We start from the raw sequence: 26,103 nt of genomic DNA, 5'->3' as shown, positions 1-26,103 counted from the left end.
AACTCTGGATTGACTTTGATCCCGGTCTGAGTAAAGTTGAGTGCAGATCGCTCAATAACGGTCGGATCCCCGCGGTCCGCGGCCGGCTCAGCAAGTTTCCAAGAAAAGAAGGACGCAACACATGTCACGTGCAGTAGGAATTGACCTCGGAACAACCAACTCCGTCGTCTCCGTTCTCGAAGGCGGCGAGCCCACCGTCATTGCCAACGCCGAGGGTGGCCGCACCACGCCGTCGGTCGTTGCATTCTCCAAGTCCGGCGAAGTGCTGGTCGGCGAGATCGCCAAGCGCCAGGCCGTCAACAACATCGACCGCACTATCGCTTCCGTCAAGCGCCACATGGGCACGGACTGGAGCGTCGCCATTGACGACAAGAAGTACACGGCGCAGGAAATCTCCGCCCGTATCCTGATGAAGCTTAAGAACGACGCCGAGTCCTACCTCGGCGAAAAGGTCACCGACGCCGTCGTCACCGTTCCGGCATACTTCAACGACGCCCAGCGCCAGGCCACCAAGGAGGCCGGCGAAATCGCGGGCCTGAACGTCCTGCGCATTGTCAACGAGCCCACCGCGGCCGCCCTGGCCTACGGCCTGGACAAGGGCAAGGAAGACGAGCTCATCCTCGTGTTCGACCTCGGCGGCGGAACCTTCGACGTCTCCCTCCTCGAGGTGGGCAAGGATGAAGACAACTTCTCCACCATCCAGGTGCGTTCCACCGCCGGTGACAACCACCTCGGCGGCGACGACTGGGACCAGCGCGTCGTGGACTACCTGCTGACCCAGCTCAAGGTCAAGGGCATCGACCTGTCCAAGGACAAGATCGCCCTGCAGCGCCTGCGGGAGGCATCCGAACAGGCCAAAAAAGAACTCTCCTCCTCCACCAGCACCAACGTCTCCCTGCAGTACCTCTCCGTCACCCCCGACGGCCCGGTCCACCTGGACGAGCAGCTGACCCGCGCCAAGTTCCAGGACCTCACCAAGGACCTGCTGGACCGCACCAAGAAGCCGTTCCAGGACGTTATCAAGGAAGCCGGCATCAAGCTCTCCGAGATCGACCACATCGTGCTCGTCGGCGGTTCCACCCGGATGCCGGCCGTCTACGAGCTCGTCAAGGAACTTGCCGGCGGCAAGGAACCGAACAAGGGCGTCAACCCGGATGAGGTCGTCGCCGTCGGCGCCGCACTGCAGGCCGGTGTCCTCAAGGGCGAGCGCAAGGACGTGCTGCTGATCGACGTCACTCCGCTTTCCCTCGGCATCGAGACCAAGGGCGGAGTGATGACGCACCTGATCGAGCGCAACACGGCCATCCCCACCAAGCGGTCCGAGACCTTCACCACGGCTGATGACAACCAGCCGTCCGTGGCCATCCAGGTCTTCCAGGGCGAGCGCGAGTTCACCCGCGACAACAAGCCGCTGGGAACCTTCGAGCTGACCGGCATCGCACCGGCTCCGCGCGGCGTCCCGCAGGTCGAGGTCACCTTCGACATCGACGCCAACGGCATCGTGCACGTCTCCGCGAAGGACAAGGGCACCGGCAAGGAGCAGTCCATGACCATCACCGGCGGCACCGCGCTCTCCAAGGAAGACATCGACCGCATGGTCCGTGACGCCGAGGAGCACGCAGCCGAGGACAAGGCCCGCCGCGAGGCGACGGACACCCGCAACACGGCCGAGCAGCTCGCGTACTCCGTCGACAAGCTGATTGCCGACAACGCCGACAAGCTGCCCGAGGAGGTCAAGACCGAGGTCAAGGCCGACGTCGACGCCCTCAAGGCGGCCCTCGAAGGCACCGATGACGCCGCGGTGAAGACCGCGTTCGAGAAGCTGCAGGCTTCCCAGACCAAGCTCGGCGAGGCCATCTACGCCCAGGCCGGTTCCCCCGACGGTGCCACCGGCGCCCAGGGTGCACCTGCCGGCGAGCAGGCCGCCGGAGCCGACGAGGACATCGTCGACGCCGAAATCGTTGACGAAGACGAGAAGAAGTAATCATGCCGCATCACGGCAACGAAGAAGAGCACGGTTCTTCCGAGAACCGGGGCCACGGTAACGAGCAGGAGAACGAGCCGCAGAAGCCGATCATCCACGACAACCGCAAGGTTGATCCGGAGACAGGCCAGGCCCGCCACCCTGACCAGGCGCGCGCCGCAGCAGGGGACTCCGAGTCCGGGGACGCCCTGTCCCAGGCGGAGGACATCCTGAACAGTGTTGAGGTTCCGGCCGAGGAATCGGTGGCGCAGGGCGTGGACGCGGCCGCGGCGGAGGAGCTCAGGAATGACCTCCGCCGGCTGCAGGCCGAGTACGTCAACTACCGCAAGCGCGTCGAGCGCGACCGTGCCGTGGCGGGGGAGATGGCCGTCATCGGCGTCCTGAACGCCCTGCTCCCGGTGCTGGACGACGTCGACGCCGCGCGGCAGCACGGTGACCTCGCGGACGGCCCGTTCGCCGCGATCGCGGCCAAGCTCGAAAACGCACTGAAGACGTACGGCCTCGTGCGCATCGACGAGACCGGGGTGGAGTTCGATCCCACGATCCACGAGGCCCTCATCCAGCAGCCCGGCCCCGACGTCGAGATCGACACCGTCAGCCAGGTCCTGCGCTCGGGCTACAAGTCCGGCGACAGGGTGCTCCGCGCAGCCCAGGTCATCGTGGCTGTACCGGCCTAGCAGTACGTCATCGAGGTGACAGTTCGCGCCCGTGTTTCAACCAAACATGGGCGCGAACTGTCACCTCGGCACACAGATTTGAAAGGAAACGCCATTGGCTAGCCAGGACTGGGTGGACAAGGACTTTTACAAGATCCTTGGAGTCGCCAAGGACGCTTCCGACGCCGACATCAAGAAGGCCTACCGGAAGCTGGCGCGGCAGCACCACCCGGACACGAACGCGGGGGATACCGCCTCGGAGAAGAAGTTCAAGGACATCTCCGAGGCCTACTCCGTGCTCTCCGATCCCGACGAGCGCCAGCAGTACGACGCCATCCGGGCCATGGGCGGGGCCAGGTTCGCCCCGGGCGGCGCAGGCAGCGCAGCCGGCGGCGGTGCGGGCTTTGAGGACCTTTTTGGCGGGCTGTTCACCGGCGCCGGGGGACGGCATTCCGGCGGCTACAGCACCGCAGGCGGCATACCGCCCGAGTTCGCCGACCTGTTCGGCGGAGGCGGCGGCTTCGGCGGTGGCCAGTCCTACCAGCGGGCCCCGCAGAAGGGCGCGGACCGGACGGCATCAACCAGCATCTCCTTTGCCGGTGCGATCCGCGGCACCACCATCGGACTGCGCGAACCGGACGGCGAAGTCATCGACGTCCGTATCCCGGCCGGCATCAAGGACGGCCAGAAGGTCCGCGTCCGCGGCAAGGGCCAGTACGGCCCCGCGGGAAACGGCGACCTCATGGTCACAGTCTCGGTGAAGCCGCACGATTTCTACGTCCGCGACGCTGACAATCTCCGCATCCACGTTCCGGTCACTTTCCCGGAGGCGGCCCTGGGCGCCGACATCGAGGTCCCGACCATGGACGGCGACACGGTCAAGGTCCGTGTTCCGGCCGGCACCCCGTCCGGGCGCACCCTCCGCGTCAAGGGCCGGGGCGTCAAGCACGCCAAGGCCACCGGCGACCTGCTGGTGACGATCGACGTCGCCGTTCCGCGGAAGCTCAGCAAGGAAGCGGAGGACGCCGTGAAGGCGTTCGCCGCGGCCACCGCCGGCGAGGATGCCCGCGCCGGCCTGGCGGCCAAGGCCCGGCTCTAGGAACGGGGTCCTGCGATGGACATCGAGTTCGACCAGCCGATCTTCGTCATCTCCGTCGCCGCGGGGCTGGCCGACATGCACCCGCAGACGCTGCGGCAGTACGACCGGCTGGGCATCGTCTCGCCCAGCCGCGCCCCGGGCAAATCCCGGCGGTATTCCCAGCGGGATGTCATGATGCTCCGCGAAGTGCAGCGGCTCTCGCAGGAAGGCGTCTCCCTCGAGGGCATCAAACGGATCCTGCAGCTGGAGAACCAGGTGGCCGCCCTGCAGCGCCGGGTCGGTGAGCTGAGCGAAGAACTCGAACGGCGCCCCCGCGCACTGGACGCCCGCGTTTTCGCGGCAGGCACCGCCGGCGACGTCGTCAGCCTCGCCCGCGGCAAGCGGCCCAGGGCCCGCTCCCAGGCCCTGGTGGTGTGGAGGCCGCGCGGGACCGACTGAGCCCCTTGTTTGCGGACACGGCGGCGTCCAGACTTGAAGTGCCGGCCTGTTCGGCTTCTAAAACTTTCCGCTTGCTGGAGCGCCATCCCGGGAGGACTCATGCGCAATGGAGACGAACTTCGGCAGGCTTACGGACGCCTCATCGCGGCCGTCGAAGCGAACGATCCGGACGCCCTGGCCGGGATCGTCAGCCCGGACATCGTGGACCACGGCCCCGTACCGGGCCAGCCGCCGGGCCTGGAGGGCATAGTGTTCTGGATGCGGGGAATGCACTCCGGTCTCTCCGGCCTCACCGGCGTGGTCGAGGACACCGTGGTGGAGGGAGACAAAGTTGCGGGCCGGGTCACGTGGCGGGGGACCCACGCGGGGACCTTCCTGGGCCTGCCGGCCACCGGCAAACCGGTGACGGTCACCGCCATGCACCTGCTTCGCTTCGAGAACGGCCTGGCCGCCGAATGGTGGGGCGTGCCCGATGTCTATGGTGCGCTCACAGACCTGGGCGCCCGGTTCGAACTCCCGAAGGGTTAGTGCCGCTAGTCGTTGAACAGCCCGGCCAGGTCCTCCGCCGTGAGCGCGCCGCCTGACAATGCATCGCCTTCCATGACGTCCGCGAACAGCTGGGACTTCCTGGCCTTGAGCGCCATCACTTTTTCCTCGATGGTGTCCTTGGCGACGAGCCGGTAGACCATGACGTTCCGGGCCTGCCCGATCCGGTGCGTGCGGTCCACGGCCTGCGCTTCCGACGCCGGGTTCCACCACGGATCCAGCAGGAACACGTAGTCCGCCTCCGTCAGGTTCAGGCCGAAGCCGCCGGCCTTGAGGCTGATCAGGAACACCGGGGCGGCACCGTTCTTGAACTCATTGACGACGTCGGTGCGGTTGCGGGTGCTGCCGTCGAGATAGCAGAACTCGATATTCTCCTCGACGAGCCGCTCGCGGACTTTGCCCAGGAAACCGGTGAACTGGCTGAAAATGAGGGCCCGGTGGCCTTCGGCGACGAGGTCCTCCAGCTGCTCGAAGAGCACATCGAGCTTGCTGGACCGCACGCCCGAGAGCGAGGGGTCAATCAGCGAGGGGTCCAGGCTGAGCTGCCGCAGCAGCGTGAGGGACTGGAAGATCGTGAAGCGGTTCTTGTTGACGTCGTCGATCAGGCCCAGGATCTTCTGCCGCTCACGCTGCAGGTGCGTCTGGTAGACCTTCTGGTGCCGCGGGTTCAGCACCACCTCGAGGATCTGCTCCTGCTTCGGCGGCAGATCGTGGATGACCTGCTCCTTCGTGCGGCGCATCATCAGTGGCCGGACCCGGCGGCGGAGCTTGTCCAGCTGCGCCTTGTCGCCGTTCTTTTCCACCGGCTTCTGGTAGTTCTCGGCGAACCGCTTGGGGCTCGAAAAGAGACCCGGCGCGACGATCGACGTGAGGGCCCAGAACTCCATCAGGTTGTTTTCCAGGGGCGTGCCGGTGATGGCGAGTTTGAAGGCCGCCGGAAGCTTCCGGGCGCACTGGTAGGCCTTGGACTGGTGGTTCTTCACGAACTGCGCTTCGTCAAGGACCAAGCCGGCCCATTCCAGCGAGGCATAAGCATCGTAGTCGATCCGGAACAGGGCGTAGGAGGTGATGATGATGTCCGCGCCGGCCATCGCCTCTGCCGGCATCGAGCCGCTCTTCGCGAACGTCTCGCTGATGGCGCGCACCGTCAGGCCCGGCGCGAACCGGGCGGTCTCGGCTTCCCAGTTCCCCACAACACTCGTGGGGGCGACGACGAGGAACGGCGCACCCCCCGCGGCTGCGGCCGGTGCGGAACCTGCAGCGCCCGCTGAACCGGAGTCCGCTGAACCGGCGTCGGGCCCTGTTCCGGACGCCGCGGGCGGCTGCTTGGCCGGCTCCTTCGCTGCCTCTTTGGCTGCACAGATCAGCGCCAGCGCCTGGACAGTCTTGCCCAGGCCCATGTCGTCGGCCAGCACCCCGCCCAGGCCATGCCGGTAGAGGAAGCTGAGCCAGTTAAAGCCCTCCAGCTGGTACGGGCGCAGATCGGCGTTGAGCGTCGACGGCAGCGGCAGGCCCTTCACGCCGCCCTCCAGCAGCCCGCCGACAGCCGCGCGCCACGCTGCGGCCTGCTCATCGACGATCCCGAGCTGGGCCAGCTCGTCCCAGAGGCCGGCCTGGAAGCGGCTGATCTGCAGCGGGGCGTCCTTGTTGTCCTGCAGCGACCGGGCTTCATCAATCAGTGCCCGGAGCTGGTGCAGTTCGGGCAGGTCGAGGGAGAAATAGGCGCCGCTGGGCAGCAGCATGCGGGTCTGGCCGGCCGCGAGGGCGGAGAACAGGGCCGCGAAGGACACCGGCTGGCCCTCCAGGGTGATGACGATGCCAAGATCGAACCAGTCCCGGCTGTCGGTGGCCTTGGTCGAAATCGCCACCACGGGAGCCTCTTCGGCTTCGCGGTAGTCGGCAATCTCGCCGGCGGTGTCCACCGCGACGCCGGGCAGCTCGCTGAGCCGGGGGAGGACCTCCTCGGTGAAGGCCAGCGTGTCCAGGCCGCCCAGTTCGGCCGAGGCCGCCAGCCGCGGCGTCCCCCAGCCGCCGGTGGCTGACTCGCCCAGTGCGGGCACCACATCCCAGGGCTGCCCCAGGGTTTCCAGGATGCCGGCCTCCGCGGGATCATCGCGGTAGCCGTGATCGCCGCGGTGGCGCCACAGCGGCTGCGCGGTGACGAGCTTCCCGGACGTATAGTGCCACTCCCAGTGCAGCCGCACCCGGTGGTCCGCACCGTAGTTCGCGAGCAGGGACAGTGTGGGGACGGCCAGTGTGGGCAGTTCGACGGACTCGTCGGACGCCGTGACCCGGGCGGACTGCTTGAGTTTTGGATAGAAGCCGGTCAGGAACCGGCTCTCATCCCGGGCGGGAATGTGCAGGGTGGTCCCGGCAGTCACAAAGGTCAACAGCTCCTCGCTGAGCCCGCTTTCCAGCGGTGCGAGGGTGATGATCGACTCATCCGGCGCGACGCCGGGGAGGGCGTCTCCGCCGGAGGTCAGGAAGATCCCGTGGGCGGGACGGCCGATGGTTCCGACGCTCGCAGGATCAACCACGACGCCCTCGACCGTGATGGTGGGCGCGAGCGACAGCCCGCCGTTCTGATCCCCGCCGGTGCCAGCGGAGGAGACGGGGCCGTCCGTGCCGGCCGGGTTCCGCCCGTCGCGGGCGAGATTGAGTCCGACGGCGGCAGGCTGCTCCACCACCCGCACCGGCTCCTGGCCGCGGCCGTGAACCAGGGCGACGCCCATCTTCCGGGCCTGGGCCAGCAGGCTCCACAGGTTTTTGCCGGCGTAGGTGTTAAGCCCCAGCCAGGGCGCGGTGCCGGAGTGCTGGCGGTTGGCGAGGGCCGTGTGCGAGGCGAGGAATTCCTGCATCCACTCGACGTGGGCCTCGTTGCACTCGCGCCGGTAGTTCAGGTAGCTCAGAGTGTTCCAGGAAACGTCCCCGCGGATCCACTTGCCCTTGGCGCCCATGATCACGGGCCGGGCCTTCAGCTGCCGGACGCTGCGGAGAGGATCCCTGCGGCCGGTATAGGAGAAATGCGGAGCGGGTTCCTCGATTTCGAACTGGAGCGCCAGCGGAATCCCGTTGGTGGACTGTGTGATGCCGGGGCGCTCGATCAGCGGGCTGAGGGCTTGTTCCCAGTCCGGCACCTCGAGGGCCGGCGTCTGGCGGGAGGTCCGCGAAACATCGGCGGGGGTCAGCAACTGGACCCGCGTTGCGGGGTTGTCCTCGGCCGCGAACAGCAGGGCGGCCACGTGCTTGCAGTCCTTCCGGACCGGGCAGCTGCAGACGCCCACGGTGCAGCTCCAGCCGCCCGCTTTCCGGACCAGCTTCGCCGTCGTCGAATAGGGCACGTCGGAGCCGCCCCGCACTTTGCCGAGCATCAGGCCGGTGGCGGCGTCGAAGGAGATTGCGGAGACCCGGCTCCCCATGGCGTAGGCAAGCCCGGCCGCAAGGGAGCGGTCGTTGATCGCGGGTGTCTGTATTGCCAGTGCCGCACTCTCGTCCGGGTGGGAAGGCATGTGCGCACTACTTTCGGCAGTTGGTCATCAGATCCATCTTAGCGAGCCGTGGAGTGGCTTGCGGTTTCGTCCTTGGACGGGGGGATGTCCGGAAGGGCGGCCATGGCCCGAGACTAGCCCCGCCCCGCGGCGAGACCGGTCCCGTCCCGGGGCTGTGTGGAAAAGTGGTGGCCGGCGGCAGGAACGTGCACCCAAACTTCGCCTGACGTTCAGCTCCGACTCAACTGCCGGGCGGCCGGAGCAAATACGGTGAAATGGTTCGGAGCGCCATCTGCATTCAACGGTGAGGATTTCCTATGAGCAACAGCCCTTCCATCAGCCTGTCCGCAACTGACTACGCCCCGGTCCTGACCCGGCACAGCCTCGCCGGTGGCGACGCGGAGGTGGTCGACGCGAACGTGGACGTGGTCAACACCATGTACGCGGAGCTCCTCGACGTCGAGGAAATCGCCCCGAACGCACTCCGTAGCTACTACGTGGACTTCTACCTGACACAGTCCCTGGCCGGCGGCTTCGCCCAGTACGTGTTCACCGCGCCGGAGCGCGAGGATATTGACCCTTACGTTCGCGACGGGCTGTCAGGGATGGGGGCCGTGGGGCATCTGGAGCTCTTCAACCGCACCGTGGCGGCATTCGAATCGCTCACCGAGGAGGAAGCCGACGCCTATCTTGACGGGGATACGGAGCTGGACGCGGACGGCCCGGAGGGGGCAACGGACCGGAGCCAAGGCACCACGCATGCGGTGCAGCGGCTGGAAGAGCTCGATGCCGAGTTCGAATCGCTCGTGGAGACCGAGGACATCACCGCGCTTAACGCGGCTTGGCTTCGCGCCCAGCAGGATCTCCTCATCCTGGACGAGGAGGAACTCGACCGGCACATCGCCGAACGTGTTTCCCGGATCCCGAATCTGGAGGAACGCCAGGCCGAGGCGGCGGAAGATGAGCTGATGAACGCTCCGGGATTCGAGCTGATCATCCGTGAACTGTGCGACGTTGCGGGGCACACGCTGCTGAAGGTCACCATGGGCGACCCCAACTACGACCACGATGGCCACCGTGCCCTGGCCTGGCACTTCACCACGGACCAGGGCGAGTTCCTCATGGTCGAAGAGGACGACGAAGCCTTCATGATCCACCCGGAAACCCGAGAGATCGTGGCCGCCGTCGAGTTCGCGGAGGAAGACGCCTAGGCAGGAGACTCTCCTCCGCGAACCCGGCAGTCTTTAGTAGGAGCCGGCGGCTGTTGTGATCATTTCGCCGGAGGGCGCCACGAGGTACCAGACCTTGTTGACGTCCTGGCCCAGGATGTCCCCTGCAGCTTTGTCCTTTTCGAAGTAGTAGATGGGCATGCCGTTGATGGTGACCTGCTTCTTGCCCTCGGGGGTTGTGATGGTTCCCAGGGTTCCGGTGACGCCTTCGACGGCCGGGGCGTCCGAGGTGGTGAGGACGGGAGGCCACGCGGTGAGGCATCCGCCGGTGCAGGCGCTGGTCCCCGAATCCTTTGTGTCCTTCGTGAAGTAGTAGACGCTCATGCCTTTGCCGTCCACCACGATCTTGCCGAGCTTGGACTCGGCCACGTTGAGCTCTGCCGCCATGGCCGAGGCGGGAGCCGAACTGGCGGCCGCGGAGGTCGCAGGAGCTGAAGCGGCGGGAGCGCTGGTTGCCGGCGCAGCCGCCGTCGTCGTCGGTGTTGTGGTGCCGCCGCCGCCAGCACAGCCGGAAAGCAGTGCTGCGAGGGCGAAAGCGGACAGGCCAATGCTGAGGTGCTTCTTCATGTGCTGCTCCTTGACTCGTGCCGGCCAACTCAGAGTCCGGCGTTAACCCATATGACGCCGCCGGGTGAAAAATGGTTCACGGCGGGGGCATTGAACTTTTCCGGCGCCCCGCACGTCGTACGGGGCAGAAGAGCAGAACCACACGAGGCCGGGGAGGCATGGCATGTCGCTGGACGAAGACGTCGTGGCCGCGATCTACCGCGATCACGGGACGGCCTTGAAACGTTTTGTCCTCGGTGCCTCCAGAGATCCGCACCTGGCGGATGACGTGGTGCAGGAGACCGTACTGCGCGTCTGGCAGCAGGCGCCGGAGATCACCGGCAGCCTGCGCAGCTACCTGTTCAGGACGGCCCGCAACATCATGATCGACAACTACCGAAAAGCCCAGCGCAGGCCCCTCGAAGCCACGGAGCGCGATCTGGCTGATCCTGTAGACGCTGCTGAACGCGTCGACGAACTCCTCAACAGGGTCCTCATGGAGGAGGCGCTGCTGCGGCTCAGCGCCGAGCACCGGGGCGTCCTGGTCGCCCTCCACTACCGCCGCTACACGGTTCAGGAGGCCTCGAAGACGTTGAATATCCCCAGCGGAACAGTGAAGTCCAGGGCGTTCTACGCCGTGCGGGCGTTGCGGACGATCCTTGACGAAATGGGGGTGCAGCGGTGAACGGAACGGACCTCCACCAGCTGCTCGGCGCCTATCTGCTGGGCGGACTCGAGCCCGCCGACGCCGCAGCCTTCGAGCAGCACCTGGAATCCTGTGCTGTGTGCGGGCAGGAGCTCGACGAACTCGCAAGCCTCCCCGCTCTGCTGGATGCGGTTCCAGTGACCGAGGCCGTCGCCCTCACCGCCGTGGCTGTCGCGGCAGGCCCCGGACAGGCGCGGGCAGCCGGGGCTGTTCCCGTGCCCAAGCGGCTGCTCGATGAGTTGTCCGCCCGCCGCCGGAAGGTACGACGCCGGTGGTCGGCAGCGGTGGCGGCCGTCGCCGCGGCCTGCCTCGCGCTAGGGGTCCTGGCCGGACCGCTGCTCAACCAGCCGGCCAAGCCGGACGCCAGCTACTCCGTCCAGGCCGGCGACGGAGTGCAGTTCACCGTGGGCCTGGTCAAGAAGACCTGGGGAACAGAGCTCGCGGTCGACGGCCGGAGCCTGCCGGTGGACGGCACCTTCTCGCTCTGGGTAAAGGACCGCGACGGCGGCGAAGACCGCGCGTGCGCCTGGACGGCTACCCCCAGCGGCAGGGTCAAGATCACCGGCGCCACCCCTGTACAGCTCGCCAGTATCGTCAGCGTCGAGATGCGCAACGCTCAGCAGCAGACGGTGGCCGTCGTCGCCGTGCCACGCACCTAGCAGCTCTCTCCATACGGCCCGGCCCCGTCCGTCTCCCGGGCGCCGGCCGGAATCCAGTGCCTGGTTCCCTTTCCTGTCGCACCCCCCTGCTCTACTGATGGCGGAGGGGTGGTGAGCTCCTCCCACATCTGCGGACCAGCACAACCGCACCGGCGAATGGGGATTCGTTATGGAACAGGGTTATGAAGTTGTCAGCTCAGGGAAAAACCTGGCACTCCGCATCACCGCACCGGGAAGGACCAAGCCGGCGGTGGTCATCTCCTGGCATCCGGAGCAGGAGCAAAACCGCATCGATGTCAGCGGCATCGTCCGGGAAGTAAGGGGTCTCGCGGACGTTTTCTGGCTGGAAAACGGTCCGGAAAGCTACGCCTTCGGCGATCACCTGCCAGCAGGGGCCCATGTCTTCGGTAACGCGGCACGAGTCTACTCGGCCGACCTCCGGTGGATGCAGGACGTGTTTCAGAGCCCGTTGCGCCTGGCCCGGGACCGGCCGGCGGCAGCCCGTGCGGCCGAAGATGTCATCGAGGACGTCCTGAGTCTCATCACTGTGGTCCCCCCTAAAGCGACGCCGGCGCGCAGCGCAGGGCGGCGGGTCCGCGGAACGATCAAGGCCTTCGAGAGCGCGGGATCCCGGGCCATCGTCGAACTGCCAGACGGCTCGTGCTGTTCCATTCAGCGGGAACGCGTTGTACCTCCCGTTCGGCTCGATTGGATGCTTTCGCTCGGGCAGTCCGTTGAGGGCGAGCTCAATGACGAGGACAAAACCCTTGACATCAACAGACTGAAGTCCGTTCCGCGGCTCGCGGAACTCTACCGTTCCGGCGACCTCGTCCTGGCCCTTGCCGAACAGGTAAGCGCGAACAGCGCCAAGCTCACCCTCTATCCGGGATCCAGCTGGGCCGTAGCCGCGGCCCGCATCTCCTCGAATCCACTCGACACGGCCGACAGCCTCGTGACGGAGGGTGAAGTGGTCGTGGCGCGCTTCCTCCGGGAGCGCGGGGCAGTCGTGCTGTCCCTGCTCGACGTGGATGACGGCGCCGAGGTCCAGCCGGCGCCGGCCTTGCTCATGGGCGGAACCCCCTGGCTTCAGGCCGGACGGCATCTTGCCGAACAGTCCACCGCAGGCAGGACCTTCCCTGCCGCCTCGATCGGGCACCCTGGCGGGGCCGGTACCCCCGATCCGGGCAGCACCGCAGCGGACTCCCTCCCGCTGCCGGCCAAGCCCTCGACCGCGCTGAGGTCGGCCCTCCTGCAGCTCGAGAGCGGACGGCGGAAAATTGCCGGCCTCCAGGAACTCGTGTCTGCCACCAGCCGGGCCGGGGCCGGGCTGGTCAGGCTCCAGCAGGAGCATGACGAGCTCAAACTGCTGCTGGAGGCGGAGCGGGAGCTCGCCGGTGCGCTCCATGCCGAGTTGGAGACGGAGCGGGGCAGGGTTGCCAAGCACCGGGAAGATCTCCGGAGGCTCCGTACCCGCAACCGCGAATCCCAACAGGCGCTGCAGCGGGCGGCCGCAGATTCGGACGGGCTGTTCGTGACGTCCGACGACCGCCTGCGGCACGATGTCTATCTGTCCTGGGCCAGGAACACCCTGCCGACCGACAAGGCCCGGCAGCCGTTGCCGCGGGAATGGGCGGCAGGGCCCGGCTTCGCAGCCTCCCTTTACGCTTTCACTGAACCGGGCGTCGTTGCGAAGGCGCTGAAAGCGGCGGTGGGGATCCTCACAGGGACCGCGGAGCGCACTGCAACGCGCAGCACGGCCCGCGAGATCCATCCCTTACGGGAGAACGCCGGCGGCGACGCACCACAGCTCCGCCGCGAGGACGGCGCCAAGTGTTTTCGTGCCGCGATCGAACAGAATGTGCCGGCGGCCCGCCGGCTGCACTTCTGGAAGCTCCCGGACGGCACTATCGAACTGTCCCGGGTCGTGGTCCACGACGACTGCAAGCCCTGAGCCAGCGGGGGGCCTGTCGCCGTACGGACTGCCGGGGACGGCAGGCCCGTCCCGTACGGACTGCCTGGAGCGGCAGGCCGGCGGCTGAGGCAAGCTACATCTTGGCGAGTTTGGCGCGCACGATCATGAAGACGCCGTAACAAATGAGGCCGGCGCCCACGGCCGCCAGCATGTAGACACCGAAGGGCTGTTCACGCAGCGCCTTCAGGCCGCCGTCGAGCCCGGTCGATTCTTCGGGATGGACCCTCACAGTGGCAATGATGATCAGCAGGCCCGCCAGCAGCAGGGCGATGCCCTTGGCGGCGTAGCCCGCGACGCCCAGTGCCTTCACCGCGGACTGCGCCTGCTGAGATGCAGGGAGCCTCAGGTACTTCTTGAAGGACTGGCGGAAGCCCCGGATGGCATAGATGATTCCGGTGACGGCAACCGCGGCCCCGATGGCGAGCAGGAGCACGTACCCGCCGGGGGCCTGCATCACGGTGACGGTGAGGTCGCTCGTGGAGCTGCTGTTCTCCTTGCCGGCGCCCATGGCGAAGGACGCTAGGGTCACGGCGAGACCGGCGTAGACCACGGCCTGGAGGGCGGCCTTGAGCTTCTTCCCGAGCTTCTTCTTGGCCGGGAGGTGTTCAAAATCGAAGATGGCGTCGCTGGTCTGCCAGAGCGCCAGCGCAACGCAGGCCGCGAACGAGCCCCACAGCAGCAGTGGACCCGCCGGCTGGCCGGCCAGTTGCTCCACGGCGCCGCTGACATCCGCCTTCCCCGTGCCGCCCGTGGCGAGCCGGATGGCAACGAGACCGATCAGGAAATGAAGGATGCCGCTGACCGCAAACCCGGCCCGCGCCACTACTTCCAGCGCGCGCGAGTTGGTGGCGTCCTCGGTCGCATCGGCGACGTCCTTCAGTTCCTTTTTGATGGCGGATCCCTCAACTGACTCGGTTGTTCGGCCGGACGAGGGCTCCGCCCGGGGCATGCATCTTAGCTAATCGTGCCACGCCGGCCCGTCCGGGAAAAGCATCCGGGGCTTCGGGCTTAGGCTGTATCCGGACAGTGGCCTGGGGAGCCGTGCCCTGGCGGGTTGACGCCTGCGGGCAACGCTGTGGTGCGGCTTAGCGCCGCCGGTAGCTGAGGTCGAAGATGAGCCGCCCGGCCTCATGGGCCTTGTTCTCGAAACTGGTCGGGATCCGGCCCTCGAATCTGGGAGCCCAGCCGCCGGCCTGATCGATGCCTTCGTTGGGGCCTGTATGTTCCGTGCTGACCGGTGCACGGCCTTCCTTGACCGGCGCCCCGCCCACGAGGGACTCGACGCCGGATTCCCAGACCTGGGTGAGGGGGCTTTCCGCACCGTTGCGCTCACCTTCGTGCAGGTTCTCGAAATCGGGGGAGTCCGCCAGGACCTCGCGGACGTGGACGGCGTAGTTGGACCAGTCGGTCGCGATGCGCCAGATGCCGCCCGGTTTGAGGGCGCGCGAGGCAAGCTCGGCGAAGGCCGGCTGGATGAGGCGGCGCTTGTGGTGCCGGGACTTGTGCCACGGGTCGGGGAAGAAGACCCACAGTTCCGTCACGGAGCCTGTCGGGAGCATGGTGGCGAGGACCTCGGGCGCGTTTGCCTCCACGACGCGGACGTTGCTCAGGCCGCGGCTGTTGATCTTGATTAGTGTGTTGGCCAGGCCGGGGGTGTACACCTCGACGGCGAGGAAGTCCGTATCCGGGTTCTCCTCGGCGGCGTGGCAGACGGCGTCGCCCAGTCCCGAGCCGATCTCGACGATCAGCGGGGCGGTGCGGCCGAATTCGGCTTCGGCCTCGAACACGTAGTCCGGGTGGACGGACGTGTTGGCGATGTGGCGCGGGACCTCGACGGCCCAGCGGTCAGAATGCTCTTCCCAGGCGGCCTGGCGACGGCCCTGCAGTCGGGTGCCGCGGCGCACGAAGCTGACCGGGCGTCCCCCGTAGGTGCCGAAGGAGGCCTGGGTGCCGGGAGTCACCGGGCGGGGCGGCTGCGTTGGCTCCGGCGTCTGGGGTGTTTCTGGGGATTCACTCATCACATCCAGAATACCGGCGCCCGGCGTCGCGGCCTCCTTCCCGCGGGCGGGGTTGACGGTGCTCTCGGCAGGGGCGGTGCGCTCCGGCCTGCCAGAATGGGTCCGTGACTCGACCCAAGAACGCCCCGGACTCCGCGCTCGGCAGCAGGCCCGGCCTCAGGGACCGCCCCAGCACGCTCGTGGATGCCGAGATCGACGACGTGCCCGCGGCCGCGCCCACCAGCGTCGGCAGCCGCCGCGCGCTGGTCTACCTGGGCCTGTGCCTGGTCCTGATCGGACTGAACCTCCGCACAGTCTTCGCCAGTTTCTCTGCGGTCCTGCCCGAAGTGACGGCCGACGCCGGACTGCCGGGCTGGGCGGTGGTGGTCCTCACCACGGTGCCGGTGACGCTGCTCGGGGTGTTCGCCCCGCTCGCCCCGGTACTGGCGCGCCGTTTCGGCGCGGAGCGCGTGCTGCTCGGTGCCATGGCGGTACTGACCGCCGGACTGCTGCTGCGGCCGTTGGACGCCGCGGGGGCCGGACATCTGCCCGCGCTGCTGGCCGGAACGGCGGCCTGCGGCGCCGCGATTTCGCTCTGCAACGTGCTGCTCCCGGGCCTCGTGAAGCGGGACTTCCCGCACCGGCTCGGCCTGATGGGCGGCCTCTACACGACAGCGATCTGCGCCTCGGCGGCCCTCGGCGCCGGTTTCACCTACCCGGTTTTCAGCGCGACGGGGGAGTGGACGGTGGCGCTGTGGTTCTGGGCGCTGCCCGCCGGCGTCGTCCTTGTGCTGTTCCTGCCGCTGGCCGTGCGGCAGCGCCACGGCCAGCACCAGCGGGTGGCCGACGGCGTCAAGGTGTGGCGCTCGGCCATCGCCTGGCAGGTGACCATCTTCATGGTCCTGCAGGCGATGATGTCCTTCAGCGTATTTGCCTGGCTGGCGCCGATCCTGCGCGAACGCGGGGTGGATGGAGCTACGGCCGGGCTGATCGTCTCCGCCTCGATCGTGTTGCAGATGCTCGGTTCCCTCTTCGCCCCGGCCCTGGCCGCCCGGTTCCGTGACCAGCGCGCCATCAACACCGTGGTGGCGCTGATGACCGGTGGCGGGTTCGCCCTGAGCATCTTCGGCCCGCTGGAGCTGATCTGGCTGTGGACCGGGCTGCTCGGCCTGGGCCAGGGCAGCCTGACGGCCGTCGCGCTCACCATGATCATGCTGCGCACCCGCGACGGCCACACCGCCGCCCACCTGTCCGGCATGATGCAGGGCGTCGGCTACGGGCTGGGGTCCACCGGCACGCTCTTGGTCGGCCAACTGCACCAGTCCACCGGGTCTTTTGCCGCGGCCGGGATCCTGTTCCTCGCCGTCGGTGCCCTCGGCGCGGTGTTCGGCTACCGTGCCGGGCGGAACCGATTCATCGGCGGCTGACCGCCTTCAGCCAGCCCTCCCAGCCCAACTGACTAGCAGTTGTTGTCGTTCTGGGCGCTCAACACGACAACTAGTGCTAGTCAGTTGGGGACCGGAAGGAGTCCTCAGCCGCGCAGGTCTTTGCCCTTGGTCTCCGGGATGCTGAAGATGAACAGGATGCTGATGACCAGCAGGACCACGGCGTAGAGATTGAAGGCCTGGGCCATGTTGATGTCCTTGAGCCACTGCTGCAGGTACGGCGCGGTTCCGCCGAACGCGGCCACGCAGATCGAGTAGGGGACGCCGACGCCGACCGTGCGGATGCTGGTCGGGAACAGTTCGGCGAACACGGCTGGAACGATCGCGGCGCTCGCAGCGATGAAGATCAGCATCACGGACATACTGACCGCCAGCTGCCAGGCCGAATCCTTGAGCAGCCACGTCATCGGGAAGTGCAGCACAGCCGCGCCGGTGGCACCGGCCCACAGCACTTTCTTGCGCCCGATCCGGTCCGAGAGCTTTCCCCAGAACGGCAGGGCGGCGATGAAGACCACGTTGCCGATGACACCGGCCCACAGCGCTTCGCCGCGGTCGATCTTCAGCGCGGTGGTGGCGTAGCTGGGCGCCACGACGCCCCAGATGTAGTAGATGACGGTGAGCCCGACGGTCAGGCCGATCACCTGGAACGCCTGCTTGCGGTGCCGGACGATCTGCGGCCAGATCGGTTCGCGCTTCTCGGCCGGGGATTCACCCTCGAAGACGCTGCTTTCGTGCATCCGGGCGCGCATGACCAGGGCGTAGAGGCCCATCACGGCGCCGATCAGGAACGGGATCCGCCAGCCCCAGGCGTTCATCATTTCGGTGCTGAGGCTCATGTTCAGGACCGCGCCCAGCAGCGTCCCGAACAGGATTCCCACGGTGCCGGAGGTGTAGATCAGGGTCGACCAGAGCCCGCGGCGTTCCCTGGGCGCGATCTCGGACAGGTAGGTCTGCGACGACGGCAGCTCACCGCCGTGCGCGAGCCCCTGGACCAGCCGGGCCACGAGGAGCATCAGGGACGCCCAGACGCCGACGGCCGCGAAGGTGGGGGCAATGCCGATCAGAAGGCTGCCAAGCGAGGCCAGCCCGACGGCGAGCGTCATCGATGTCTTGCGGCCCACCCGGTCGCCGATCCAGCCAAACAGGAACCCGCCGAACGGCCGTGCCACGAAGCCGACGGCGAAGATCGCCAGGGTGGACAGCACCGCTGAGGCGGGGTCCGCCTTGCTGAAGAGCTGGCTGGCGATGAAGGGCGTGAAGGTGGCGTAGATGGCCCAGTCGTACCATTCGACGGCGTTGCCGATGCCGGTTCCGACGATGGTTTTCCGGAGGGCCCGGGCTTCGCGCTGCGGGTTGAGCGTGGTTGTCATTGGATCTCTCTAGGGTCAGTTGCGGATGGCGGGAGCTGCGGCTGCAGCGGCCGAGCCGGAGCCGGCGGCCAGGGCCGTAAGGCGCTGCAGGGCCAGTTCGGCGTAGAGCGCCGCGCCGTCGGCGAGGACCCCGTCGTCGAACGTGGCGTAGGGGGAGTGGTTGAACGGGGTGGCCGTGTGGTCCGCGCCGGGGGCGACGGCACTGAGGCCCACGAATGTGCCGGGGACTTCGGCCAGGACGCGCGAGAAATCCTCGGAGCCGCTTATCGGCGTTGCCCAGCGGGAGAGCCTGGAATCGCCGAACATGCCGGCGATGACGCTTTCGGCGGTGTGCGTTTCGTCCTCGTCCGTAATGGTGAGGGGGTATTCCTGCTGGTAGTCCACGTCCACCTCGAGGCCGTGCGCGGCGGCGATTCCCTTGAGTAGCCGGGGTACGGATTCCATCATCTTCTGCCGGGACTCTTCGGAGAAGGTCCGGATGGTGGCCTCAATGCGGGCGGTTTCCGGGATGACGTTGCGTTTGGTGCCGGCGTGGAGCACCCCCACGGTCAGGACCACGGGATCGAACATGTTGAACTGACGGGTAATCATGACTTGCAGGGCCGTCACCATTTCGGCGGCCGCCGTGACCGGATCCTTGGCCGAATGCGGCGCGGAGCCGTGGCCGCCGGCGCCCAGCACGGTGACCACCAGCCCGTCGGAGGCGCTGAGCATGACGCCCGGCTTCGTGCAGAACGTGCCGTGCGGCTCAAGGGAGGAGAACACGTGCATGCCGTAGGCGGCGTCCACCCGGCGTCCGGACGCTTCCAGGACGCCCTCGCGGATCATGTAGCTGGCGCCGTCGAAGCCCTCCTCGCCGGGCTGGAACATCAGGACGACGTCGCCGGCGAGTTCGTGCCGCCGCTCGGCCAGGAGGGTGGCGGCTCCGGTGAGCATGGCCGTGTGGAGGTCGTGCCCGCAGGCGTGCATGGCGCCGTCGATCCGCGAGGTGAACGCCGCGCCGGTCTTCTCCTGGACGGGCAGGCCGTCCATGTCCGCCCGGAGCAGCACTGCGGGCCGGTGTGCCTGCCCGTCGGCGGCCTCCCGCCACGGTCCCTGTCCGCGGAGGACCGCAGTGACCGACGTCGTGTCCTGGCCGAGGGTGATCTCGTACGGGAGCCCGTCGAGGGCCTTGAGCACTTTCTCCTGGGTCCGCGGCAGATCCAGGCCGATCTCCGGTTCCCGGTGCAGTTCGTGCCGGAACCGGGCGAGGTCCCTCTGCAGTTCCTTGGCGTCTGCGGCGATCGGCATCCGTCCTCCTGGTCTATGGTTGGTCCGTCCGGATACCCGGACTCTTGGTTTCTTACTCCGTTCGTTCCATTTTGCAGTGGCGCGCCTCACATTCCACGGACTCGCTGGAATAATGCAAGGAACAGGGCAAATGATGCGTTTTCACGCAGCGGCGAAGGTTTGGAGGTGCAATGGAGCTCAGCGAGGAAGACTTGGCGCTCATCAATGCGCTGCAGATAGCTCCGCGCCTGAGCTGGCAGGACGCCTCGGACGTCCTGGGCGTCCACGCCACCACGCTCGCGGCCCGCTGGGAGCGACTGCGCTCAGCCGGCGCCTCCTGGGTGACGGCCCACCTGATCGGTGATCCGAAGCAGATGTGTCTGGCCTTCGTGGATATCGACTGTGAGATGCACCGACGGGCCGAGGTCACGGCCGCGCTCGCCGCCCTTCCCGCGGTGGTGACCGTCGAGGAGGCCGCGAGCAACCGCGACCTGATGCTGACCGTGATCACGCCCTCCCTGGAGGCGTTCAGCGCCGACGTCGTGGCCCGGTTCAAGGACATCAATGGGCTGCTGAAGTACCAGACCGCGCTCTGCACCCGGCTGCACAGCGGCGGCGACGCCTGGCGGCTCAACGTTCTGGAGCGCTCCCAGCAGGCGGCGCTTCGTGCGCTGGCGGGTCCGGAAACCGCGGGGCTGCTGCCGGCGAAACCCGTCGGTCCGCCGCTGCCCGCCAGCCATCTCGCCCTGCTGCCTTTCCTGTCCCGGGACGGGCGCGCGACGTCGGCCGAAATCGCCCGCGCCCTGGGCCGGCACCCCGCCACGGTGCAGCGCCAGCTGAACCGGGTCCTGGCCAGCGGAATACTGTCCTTCCGGTGCGAGGTGGCGCAGAAGTATTCCGGCTACCCGGTGACCTGCCAGTGGTTCGCCAACGTCCCGGCGGGCCAGCACGAGGCCGCCGCGACGCAGCTCCGCGGCCTGCGCAACGTCCGGTTGAGTGCCTCCACCACGGGCCGGACGAATTTCGTGATCATCATGTGGCTGCATTCGCTGGCGGAGGTGATGAATGCCGAACTGGCGCTGCGGCAGCGGGTGCCGGGCATCGAGCTGGCCGAGAGCGTCGTGATGCTCAGCACCGTCAAGCGCGTGGGCTGGATGCTGAACCCGGACTCGACGGCGAGCGGCGCCGTCGTCGTCCCCGCCCAAGGCCTCGACGTGCAGGGTTAGCCCAACTGGCCGGCAATAGTTGTCGTTCCGCGCGCCCTAAACGACAACAACTGCGCTAATTGGGGGCGCTCTCCCAGCGTCGGGGGCCGGTACCGCCGCTGGTTGCCGGAGTTGCGGGTGGAGGAGATCAGCCCGTTGCGTTCGTAGAAATGCAGGGCCGACGGCGCCACGCCGCTGCGCTCGGACACCTCGCCGATACTCAGCAGGTGGTGCGCACCGCCCGCCAGCTGTGGCATGCTTCCCCTTTAGCCTTCACCCAAGCTTCGCCGAAAACTCCCCAGCGAAACCGCGGGAGGACGGGCCTTGACCTGAACTTTAGTTGAGGTCCTACGGTTGCGTCCATGACTATCGATCAGGCCACGCCCTTGCCCCGTACCGCCCCCGCCCCGGCCCCGGAATCGGCCGGCATCTTCCACCGCAGCTACCTGCTGGTGACCCTGGGCGCCTGCGCCCTGGTGTTCCTGGCCGCCTTCGAGTCCATGGCGGTCACCACCATCATGCCGCTCGTCAGCCGCGAGCTGGACGGCGCCGGGCTCTACGCGCTGGCGTTCGCCGGTCCTCTCGCCACCGGGGTCATCGGTATGGTGGCGGCCGGCAACTGGTCCGACCGACGGGGTCCCGTCGGACCCCTGTACGCCTCCGTGGCCCTGTTCGTGCTGGGCCTCCTGATCGCCGGAACGGCCGGGAGCATGGCCGCCCTGGTGGCCGGCCGGCTGGTGCAGGGCCTCGGCGGCGGCGCCATGACGGTGGCCCTCTACGTCGTGGTGGCCCGGATCTATCCGCCGGTACTGCACCCGAAGATCTTCGCCGCGTTTGCCGCAGCCTGGGTGATCCCCTCCCTCGTGGGCCCCTTCGCCGCCGGACTCGTGGCCCAGCTCGCCAGCTGGCACTGGGTCTTCCTCGGCGTCGTGGGCCTGGTGGTGCCGGCGCTGCTCATGATCGTTCCGGCCCTGCGCGGACTGCACGGCACCCCCGCGGGCGAGTTGACGGAGAGCGAGCCGACGTCCAAGCCGGGCCGGGCGCCGTGGGGCTATGGGCGGCTGGCCTGGGCAGCCTTGGCCGCGCTCGCCGTGCTGGGCCTGAACCTGTCCGCCGAGGTCCCGGTCGCCGGCGGCGTGCTCGCGGCAGCCGCCGTCGCCGTGGCGCTCGTCGCCGTCCGTCCGCTCGTGCCCCGCGGCACGCTCACGGCGCGCCGCGGGCTCCCCAGCGTGATCCTCACCCGCGGGCTGGCGTCGGCGGCTTTCTTCGGCGCTGAGGTGTACCTGCCCTACCTGCTGGTGGAACGCTACGTCTTCGCACCGGCCTTTGCCGGCCTCACCCTCACCGGCGGAGCCCTCGCATGGGCCGCGGCGTCCGCCATCCAGGGCCGGCTCGGACCCCGACTGGACCACCGGCGCGCGGTCCGGATCGGTGCGGGGCTGGTGCTCGGCGCCGTCGTCCTGGCCCTGGTGACCACCGTGCTTGGCTGGCCGGCCGCCGTCGCGATCACGGGGTGGCTGTTTGCCGGCGGGGGCATGGGGCTGATGTACCCGCGGTTGAGCGTGATGACCCTGGCCCTGTCGACCAAGGACACCGAAGGCTTCAACAGCTCGGCCATGTCGATTTCCGATTCCCTCGGCGGCGCGCTGGCACTCGCCACGACGGGAGTCGTCTTTGCCACATTCACGACGACGGCGGCCTCCTTTGCCGGGGTCTTCGCGCTGACCGCTGCCATCGGCGTCGCCGCCGTTGTGGTCGCCCCGCGCGTGGCCGCGCCTTCCGCCGGCAGCTCCGGGGCCTAGGGCGTGGCGTCTCCCTCGATCTTCAGCAACCCCAGCCGGAAGGCACTAAGCCTCCGGCCGCTGAGCGTCAGCGGCAGGTGCCTTGACGCGTTCTGCATTTTTCTTTTCGGTCCGCAATCTCCGCATCGGGCTGACACTCCGCGCGGTGGGCTGGACTCCGGATTCCTCCGGGAGCATCCCGGCAGGCCTTGAGACCCAATGATGCAGGAGCACGGCGGCCACCAGGAGTACGGCCAGGTAAGCGATCGTGAGGGTAATCCATCCTAGAGGTGGCTCCCACCGTGGTGCGGTGACCATGTCACTCCAATTGGATCGGTCTTCCAGTCCGATGACATAGCGGCGCATCCCATTAATGAAGGCGTAGAAGTGGCCGAACACCATTACCGTGAGCAGCACGGCGCTGGCGCGGCGCGCAGAATCGGCCTGGCCAACGGTGAAGGACCGTACGGCTATGCCGCTTGCCGCAATCAGCACCACAACCAGTGCCAGGATGTAGCGCCCTTGCCAGATGATGCCGACGTCCTTCGCCAGGGGAATCTGAAGGATCGGGGGGAGGGCGACGACTGCTGTCAGGAGAAAGCCCACCGCGAGCCGCCCGGGTCTGTTGCCAATAGACAAGGCTGCACACACCGCACCGATGATCAGGGCAGCCCAGACGGCGAGCACCCCCGTCGGGCCTAAGGTGTCGAGCCAGCCCAGATAGGAAACATAGCCCGTTGCGAAGTCGAACGTCCGATCGAGCATGACCGCCACGATCTGCACCGGAGGGTCCTCAGAGCCATTCCCTACTAAGTTCTGAAGGCTGTTGGCGTACCTCAGCCATATCAGCGACAGTGCGCAGCCGAGTGCAACTACAGCTGCCATGGCCCAGACAAACCGGTGCCGCAGCACGGACACCATGGGCCGGTAACCGAATATCAACAAGGAAGCCGTCACCCCCAGCGCCAGCCATAACAGTGACGCGGCGCGGGTGTTAGCCAGCACCACAGCGGACATTGCGGCAAGCGCCAGGGGAACCTTCCAGGAAGCCCTGGATTCGACTCGTTCCCAGGTCAGGGAGAGCGCGCAGAACATGGCCATGGAGGTTGCGACCTCGAGGGAATTGGGATTCACGGCCCCAGAGAGAAACAGGACCATTGGAGTTATTGCGAATGTTCCGACGAACAGTGGAGCCCTCCACCGGCGCAGGCCACTCAGGGAAAACAGAGCCACTGCAATGAACGCAGCAGTGAACAGGCCGCTGACAATTCTCATCGTATAGACGGCTTCGTCGCCGGACATGAAGAGGCTGGGGATGCCCGCGACCGCGTAGTACATGGGGTTGTAGCTGCCGGCGCTCGTGAGGGCGCGAACGATTGTGGTGTCGGACGGGAGGCTGGGGCTGCAATCGGCCGTCAACAGAGCGTTGCCCGCGTAACAGGTCTGTAGCTTGTCCGTGGATGCAATGTACTGGGGAACCAGTACCTGTGTTCGTTCGCCTTGAGCCACACCGGAATCGCCTCGAAGCTGCCCGCGCACCACGGCTGCCGCCTTAATGACGTGGGCTTGTTCGTCCGGGACGGAGATGAGCGGGCTGGCCAAGGACCAAAGAGTCGTTAACAGGCCGACCAGGGCAAACAGGGCGAGGAAGCGCAGGAGCCCCCGGGACTCTTTTCCTGATTTCACTGGGGGTTGGCATCTCCCTGTTTCGACTGCGGTTAAGTTCCTAACCCTACTTGGTCTTTCTTGTCGTACAGCGAGCACGGTCCGGCCGCGCTTGGATGCTGGATATGGACAAGGGGGTGCCTGGCATAGACTCTTTTGGTGTCCTGAATGACGGAACGTCGGGCAATTCAACTACACGGGCGGTATTCAGATCATTCGGGAATCTTTCACGAGGCTCCTGAGGCGTGTCCAAGCTTCTGTGCGCAATGGACACCTGGTGAAGTTCCTTGTGGTGGGGGTGGCTTCCTTCGCAATCGACCTCGGTTTGCTTGCCCTGCTGCACGAAGTGGGCGGGGTTGATCTGTGGATCGCCACGCCAATCGCGTTCCTGGCCAGTCTCGTGTTCAATTTCTTCATCCAGCGTAAGTTCACTTTCCAGTCGAACTCGCGGGCCCACCTGAGCTTTCTGAAGTATGGGACCCTGGTGGTTTTCAACCTCGTGGCCACAGACCTGGTCGTCAATCTCATTGCGGCTTCCGGACAGTCCTACGCCATCGGCAAGGTGGCCGCGACGGTCGCAACCACTGCCTGGAATTTTCTCCTCTACAAGCACTGGATTTTCAAGCCCGCGAACGCGGGCGCCGGACACGTGGACCTGACGCCGACCGGCATCCTCGGACCAGTTCCATCCCCTGAGGATCAGGGCATGCCTCCCAAATAGATTGCCCGCCACCCGCTGACTTGAAAATGTGGCTCGTTACAAGAAACGCTGGACCGAGCCTGACGGTCACGTGGTCAGGCGTTCCGGGGCAGGCCGAGCACTTAAACCCACCACGCCTGCGACGGGAAAGGCCGGCCGCGCCGGCCGGGGCCCGGGAATCGGAGCTCAGCGGGCGGCGAGCCGGGTGGCGCGCAGCACGGCATCTGTGAGCCCGGCAGCCTCGCCGTCCGGGCCCGTCGCACTGCGGCGCCGGCTCTCCAGGACGTCGACGTGCCACTCGGGTGCCTCGATCCCCAGTTCCCGTGCCGCCTCCTCGGCGGTGAAGTACTTCTCGATTGGGTGGTGATTTCCTGAGTGGTGGTTTCCCCACGGCGGCAGTCCCTCGGGGTGATGGCCGACCACGAGCAGCGTGCCGCCCGTCCGCACTGCAGCGGCGGCCAGCTGCAGCGCCTGTTGCCACGGCATCAGCGTCGAGTGCAGGAACTGGGCGGTGACCAGCTCGTACAGCCGTTCCGGCACCCACGTGGCAAGATCCTGCTGCACCCACTCGATCTTTCCGGTGTGACCCGTCTCCCGGGCATGGGCAGCTGCCCGTTCAAGCGCGACGGCGGAGACATCCAGTGCGGTAACGGTCCAGCCCCGGCTGGCGAGCCAGATGGCGTCGGCGCCCTCGCCGCAGCCCAGGTCCAAGGCGCGGCCCGGCGGCAGCTCGGACGCCTCGGCGAGCAGTTGCGGATTCGGCCGTCCGCTCCACACTTTGACGCGGCTGCTGTATCTCTCGTCCCACAGCTGCGCCGCTGTGCTTTCGTCCGTGCCGCCGTCGTGCTGGTGCTCCGTCATGGTTCTCCTCCTGGTCGCTTCACACATCATGGCAGTCCGGCCCGGGTTGGCGGAACAGGGAATCACCGTGCGGAATCGCTGCCGAGGTGTTCCGGGTGCAGGCTGCAGGCGGAGCCGTTCGCGGCCAGATCCGTGCGCCGGATGGTGCCGCGCCCACGTCGTATCAGGGGACCGGGCCGGTCTGGTTGAGGGGGCCCGGCCGCGGAAGCGGGCCCAACCCTGCCCGGATGATAGAGTGGTGGAACTTGATGTGCAGTGATGCCCACCTATGGTCTTGATTGATCAGTTCCGGTTCATCAACCGGTTCCCCTGCTGGATTCCTCCCGGAATCCGATCGCAAGGAGTGGGTTTTTTTCATGTGAGAGGCACATCCTGCGTCGATGAACGCGTTCTATTTGGTCCCGGCCGCCGCTGCCGCAAGGTTGGTGGCAGCCCGGTTGATCACCTGACTTTTCTTCGGCGAACCCCTGGGCCAACCGGCACCGGG

21 protein-coding genes and 1 pseudogene are annotated in these 26,103 nt (G+C 67.2%); 13 read left to right on the top strand and 9 right to left on the bottom strand.

The genetic code is table 11. The annotated features are described in order from the left end of the window. Window positions 1-121: 121 nt before the first annotated feature. The 5 genes from dnaK (at window position 122) to ACQCSU_RS09650 (ending at window position 4,705) form a co-directional block, all read left to right on the top strand. Window positions 122-1,984, top strand: coding sequence for a molecular chaperone DnaK (dnaK, locus tag ACQCSU_RS09670; RefSeq protein WP_426979517.1), 1,863 nt, complete (start codon window positions 122-124; stop codon window positions 1,982-1,984). Between the two features lie 2 nt (window positions 1,985-1,986). Continuing rightward, window positions 1,987-2,661 carry a nucleotide exchange factor GrpE gene (locus tag ACQCSU_RS09665; RefSeq protein WP_426979516.1) on the top strand — a complete coding sequence of 225 codons (675 nt, stop codon included), beginning with the start codon at window positions 1,987-1,989 and terminating at the stop codon, window positions 2,659-2,661. 94 nt (window positions 2,662-2,755) lie between these two features. Further along, on the top strand, window positions 2,756-3,739 hold the full coding sequence (locus ACQCSU_RS09660) for a DnaJ C-terminal domain-containing protein (RefSeq protein ID WP_426979515.1): 984 nt from the start codon (window positions 2,756-2,758) through the stop codon (window positions 3,737-3,739). Between the two features lie 15 nt (window positions 3,740-3,754). Further along, window positions 3,755-4,177, top strand: coding sequence for a heat shock protein transcriptional repressor HspR (locus ACQCSU_RS09655; RefSeq protein WP_426979514.1), 423 nt, complete (start codon window positions 3,755-3,757; stop codon window positions 4,175-4,177). A 99-nt stretch (window positions 4,178-4,276) separates the two neighbouring features. After that, window positions 4,277-4,705 carry an ester cyclase gene (locus ACQCSU_RS09650; RefSeq protein WP_426979513.1) on the top strand — a complete coding sequence of 143 codons (429 nt, stop codon included), beginning with the start codon at window positions 4,277-4,279 and terminating at the stop codon, window positions 4,703-4,705. Window positions 4,706-4,710: 5 nt separating this feature from the next. On the opposite strand, the gene ACQCSU_RS09645 is transcribed toward ACQCSU_RS09650, so the two are convergent. Next, window positions 4,711-8,232, bottom strand: a complete 3,522-nt coding sequence (locus ACQCSU_RS09645; protein ID WP_426979512.1) for an SNF2-related protein — start codon at window positions 8,230-8,232, stop codon at window positions 4,711-4,713. A gap of 296 nt (window positions 8,233-8,528) precedes the next feature. On the opposite strand from ACQCSU_RS09645, the gene ACQCSU_RS09640 reads away from it, so the two are divergent. Next, window positions 8,529-9,422 carry a DMP19 family protein gene (locus ACQCSU_RS09640; RefSeq protein ID WP_426979511.1) on the top strand — a complete coding sequence of 298 codons (894 nt, stop codon included), beginning with the start codon at window positions 8,529-8,531 and terminating at the stop codon, window positions 9,420-9,422. Between the two features lie 33 nt (window positions 9,423-9,455). On the opposite strand, the gene ACQCSU_RS09635 is transcribed toward ACQCSU_RS09640, so the two are convergent. Beyond that, the gene (locus ACQCSU_RS09635) at window positions 9,456-10,007 is read right to left on the bottom strand and encodes a COG4315 family predicted lipoprotein (RefSeq protein ID WP_426979510.1); all 552 of its coding nucleotides are present in this window, start codon (window positions 10,005-10,007) and stop codon (window positions 9,456-9,458) included. 163 nt (window positions 10,008-10,170) lie between these two features. Here ACQCSU_RS09635 and ACQCSU_RS09630 point away from each other — a divergent pair, with 163 nt between their 5' ends. The 3 genes from ACQCSU_RS09630 to ACQCSU_RS09620 all read left to right on the top strand — a co-directional run bounded on the left by ACQCSU_RS09630 (window position 10,171) and on the right by ACQCSU_RS09620 (window position 13,302). Further along, window positions 10,171-10,671, top strand: coding sequence for a sigma-70 family RNA polymerase sigma factor (locus tag ACQCSU_RS09630; RefSeq protein WP_426979509.1), 501 nt, complete (start codon window positions 10,171-10,173; stop codon window positions 10,669-10,671). Continuing rightward, a complete protein-coding gene (locus ACQCSU_RS09625) occupies window positions 10,668-11,351 on the top strand; it encodes a zf-HC2 domain-containing protein (RefSeq protein WP_426979508.1) in 684 nt (227 codons plus the stop codon). Before ACQCSU_RS09630 ends, ACQCSU_RS09625 begins: the two co-directional genes overlap by 4 nt. 169 nt (window positions 11,352-11,520) lie before the next feature. Beyond that, entirely contained in the window at window positions 11,521-13,302 is a 1,782-nt protein-coding gene (locus ACQCSU_RS09620) for a hypothetical protein (protein WP_426979507.1), read from the top strand. Window positions 13,303-13,396: 94 nt separating this feature from the next. Here ACQCSU_RS09620 and ACQCSU_RS09615 read toward each other — a convergent pair whose 3' ends face one another. Together ACQCSU_RS09615 and trmB are read right to left on the bottom strand one after the other, a co-directional pair. Then, the gene (locus ACQCSU_RS09615; protein WP_426979506.1) at window positions 13,397-14,272 is read right to left on the bottom strand and encodes a DUF1206 domain-containing protein; all 876 of its coding nucleotides are present in this window, start codon (window positions 14,270-14,272) and stop codon (window positions 13,397-13,399) included. Window positions 14,273-14,408: 136 nt separating this feature from the next. Continuing rightward, window positions 14,409-15,341 (bottom strand): tRNA (guanosine(46)-N7)-methyltransferase TrmB, encoded by a 933-nt coding sequence (gene trmB, locus ACQCSU_RS09610; protein WP_426979505.1) that lies wholly within the window; start codon window positions 15,339-15,341, stop codon window positions 14,409-14,411. 179 nt (window positions 15,342-15,520) lie between these two features. On the opposite strand from trmB, the gene ACQCSU_RS09605 reads away from it, so the two are divergent. Beyond that, window positions 15,521-16,747 carry an MFS transporter gene (locus tag ACQCSU_RS09605; protein WP_426979752.1) on the top strand — a complete coding sequence of 409 codons (1,227 nt, stop codon included), beginning with the start codon at window positions 15,521-15,523 and terminating at the stop codon, window positions 16,745-16,747. Window positions 16,748-16,851: 104 nt separating this feature from the next. Here ACQCSU_RS09605 and ACQCSU_RS09600 read toward each other — a convergent pair whose 3' ends face one another. Both ACQCSU_RS09600 and ACQCSU_RS09595 read right to left on the bottom strand, forming a co-directional pair. Continuing rightward, a complete protein-coding gene (locus tag ACQCSU_RS09600) occupies window positions 16,852-18,135 on the bottom strand; it encodes an MFS transporter (protein ID WP_426979504.1) in 1,284 nt (427 codons plus the stop codon). A 15-nt stretch (window positions 18,136-18,150) separates the two neighbouring features. Then, window positions 18,151-19,425, bottom strand: a complete 1,275-nt coding sequence (locus ACQCSU_RS09595) for a M20 metallopeptidase family protein (protein WP_426979503.1) — start codon at window positions 19,423-19,425, stop codon at window positions 18,151-18,153. Window positions 19,426-19,595: 170 nt separating this feature from the next. Between ACQCSU_RS09595 and ACQCSU_RS09590 the strand changes: the two genes are divergently transcribed. Continuing rightward, window positions 19,596-20,630, top strand: coding sequence for an Lrp/AsnC family transcriptional regulator (locus tag ACQCSU_RS09590; protein WP_426979502.1), 1,035 nt, complete (start codon window positions 19,596-19,598; stop codon window positions 20,628-20,630). 74 nt (window positions 20,631-20,704) lie between these two features. On the opposite strand, the pseudogene ACQCSU_RS09585 reads toward ACQCSU_RS09590, so the two are convergent. After that, window positions 20,705-20,866, bottom strand: a pseudogene (locus ACQCSU_RS09585) (MerR family DNA-binding transcriptional regulator); the annotation flags it as partial. Between the two features lie 105 nt (window positions 20,867-20,971). On the opposite strand from ACQCSU_RS09585, the gene ACQCSU_RS09580 reads away from it, so the two are divergent. Beyond that, entirely contained in the window at window positions 20,972-22,411 is a 1,440-nt protein-coding gene (locus ACQCSU_RS09580) for an MFS transporter (RefSeq protein WP_426979501.1), read from the top strand. Between the two features lie 45 nt (window positions 22,412-22,456). Here ACQCSU_RS09580 and ACQCSU_RS09575 read toward each other — a convergent pair whose 3' ends face one another. Next, the gene (locus ACQCSU_RS09575) at window positions 22,457-24,076 is read right to left on the bottom strand and encodes a DUF2142 domain-containing protein (RefSeq protein ID WP_426979500.1); all 1,620 of its coding nucleotides are present in this window, start codon (window positions 24,074-24,076) and stop codon (window positions 22,457-22,459) included. A gap of 256 nt (window positions 24,077-24,332) precedes the next feature. Here ACQCSU_RS09575 and ACQCSU_RS09570 point away from each other — a divergent pair, with 256 nt between their 5' ends. Beyond that, the gene (locus ACQCSU_RS09570; RefSeq protein WP_426979499.1) at window positions 24,333-24,776 is read left to right on the top strand and encodes a GtrA family protein; all 444 of its coding nucleotides are present in this window, start codon (window positions 24,333-24,335) and stop codon (window positions 24,774-24,776) included. 165 nt (window positions 24,777-24,941) lie between these two features. Here the strand turns inward: ACQCSU_RS09570 and ACQCSU_RS09565 are convergent, their stop codons facing one another. Next, window positions 24,942-25,616, bottom strand: a complete 675-nt coding sequence (locus ACQCSU_RS09565) for a class I SAM-dependent methyltransferase (RefSeq protein WP_426979498.1) — start codon at window positions 25,614-25,616, stop codon at window positions 24,942-24,944. Window positions 25,617-26,103: the final 487 nt, after the last annotated feature.

It is taken from the genome of Pseudarthrobacter sp. O4 (genome assembly GCF_050157025.1).
Lineage (GTDB): Bacteria > Actinomycetota > Actinomycetes > Actinomycetales > Micrococcaceae > Arthrobacter.
The sequence above is the reverse complement of the archived record's forward strand: the minus strand, read 5'-3'. Positions and strand labels throughout refer to the sequence as shown.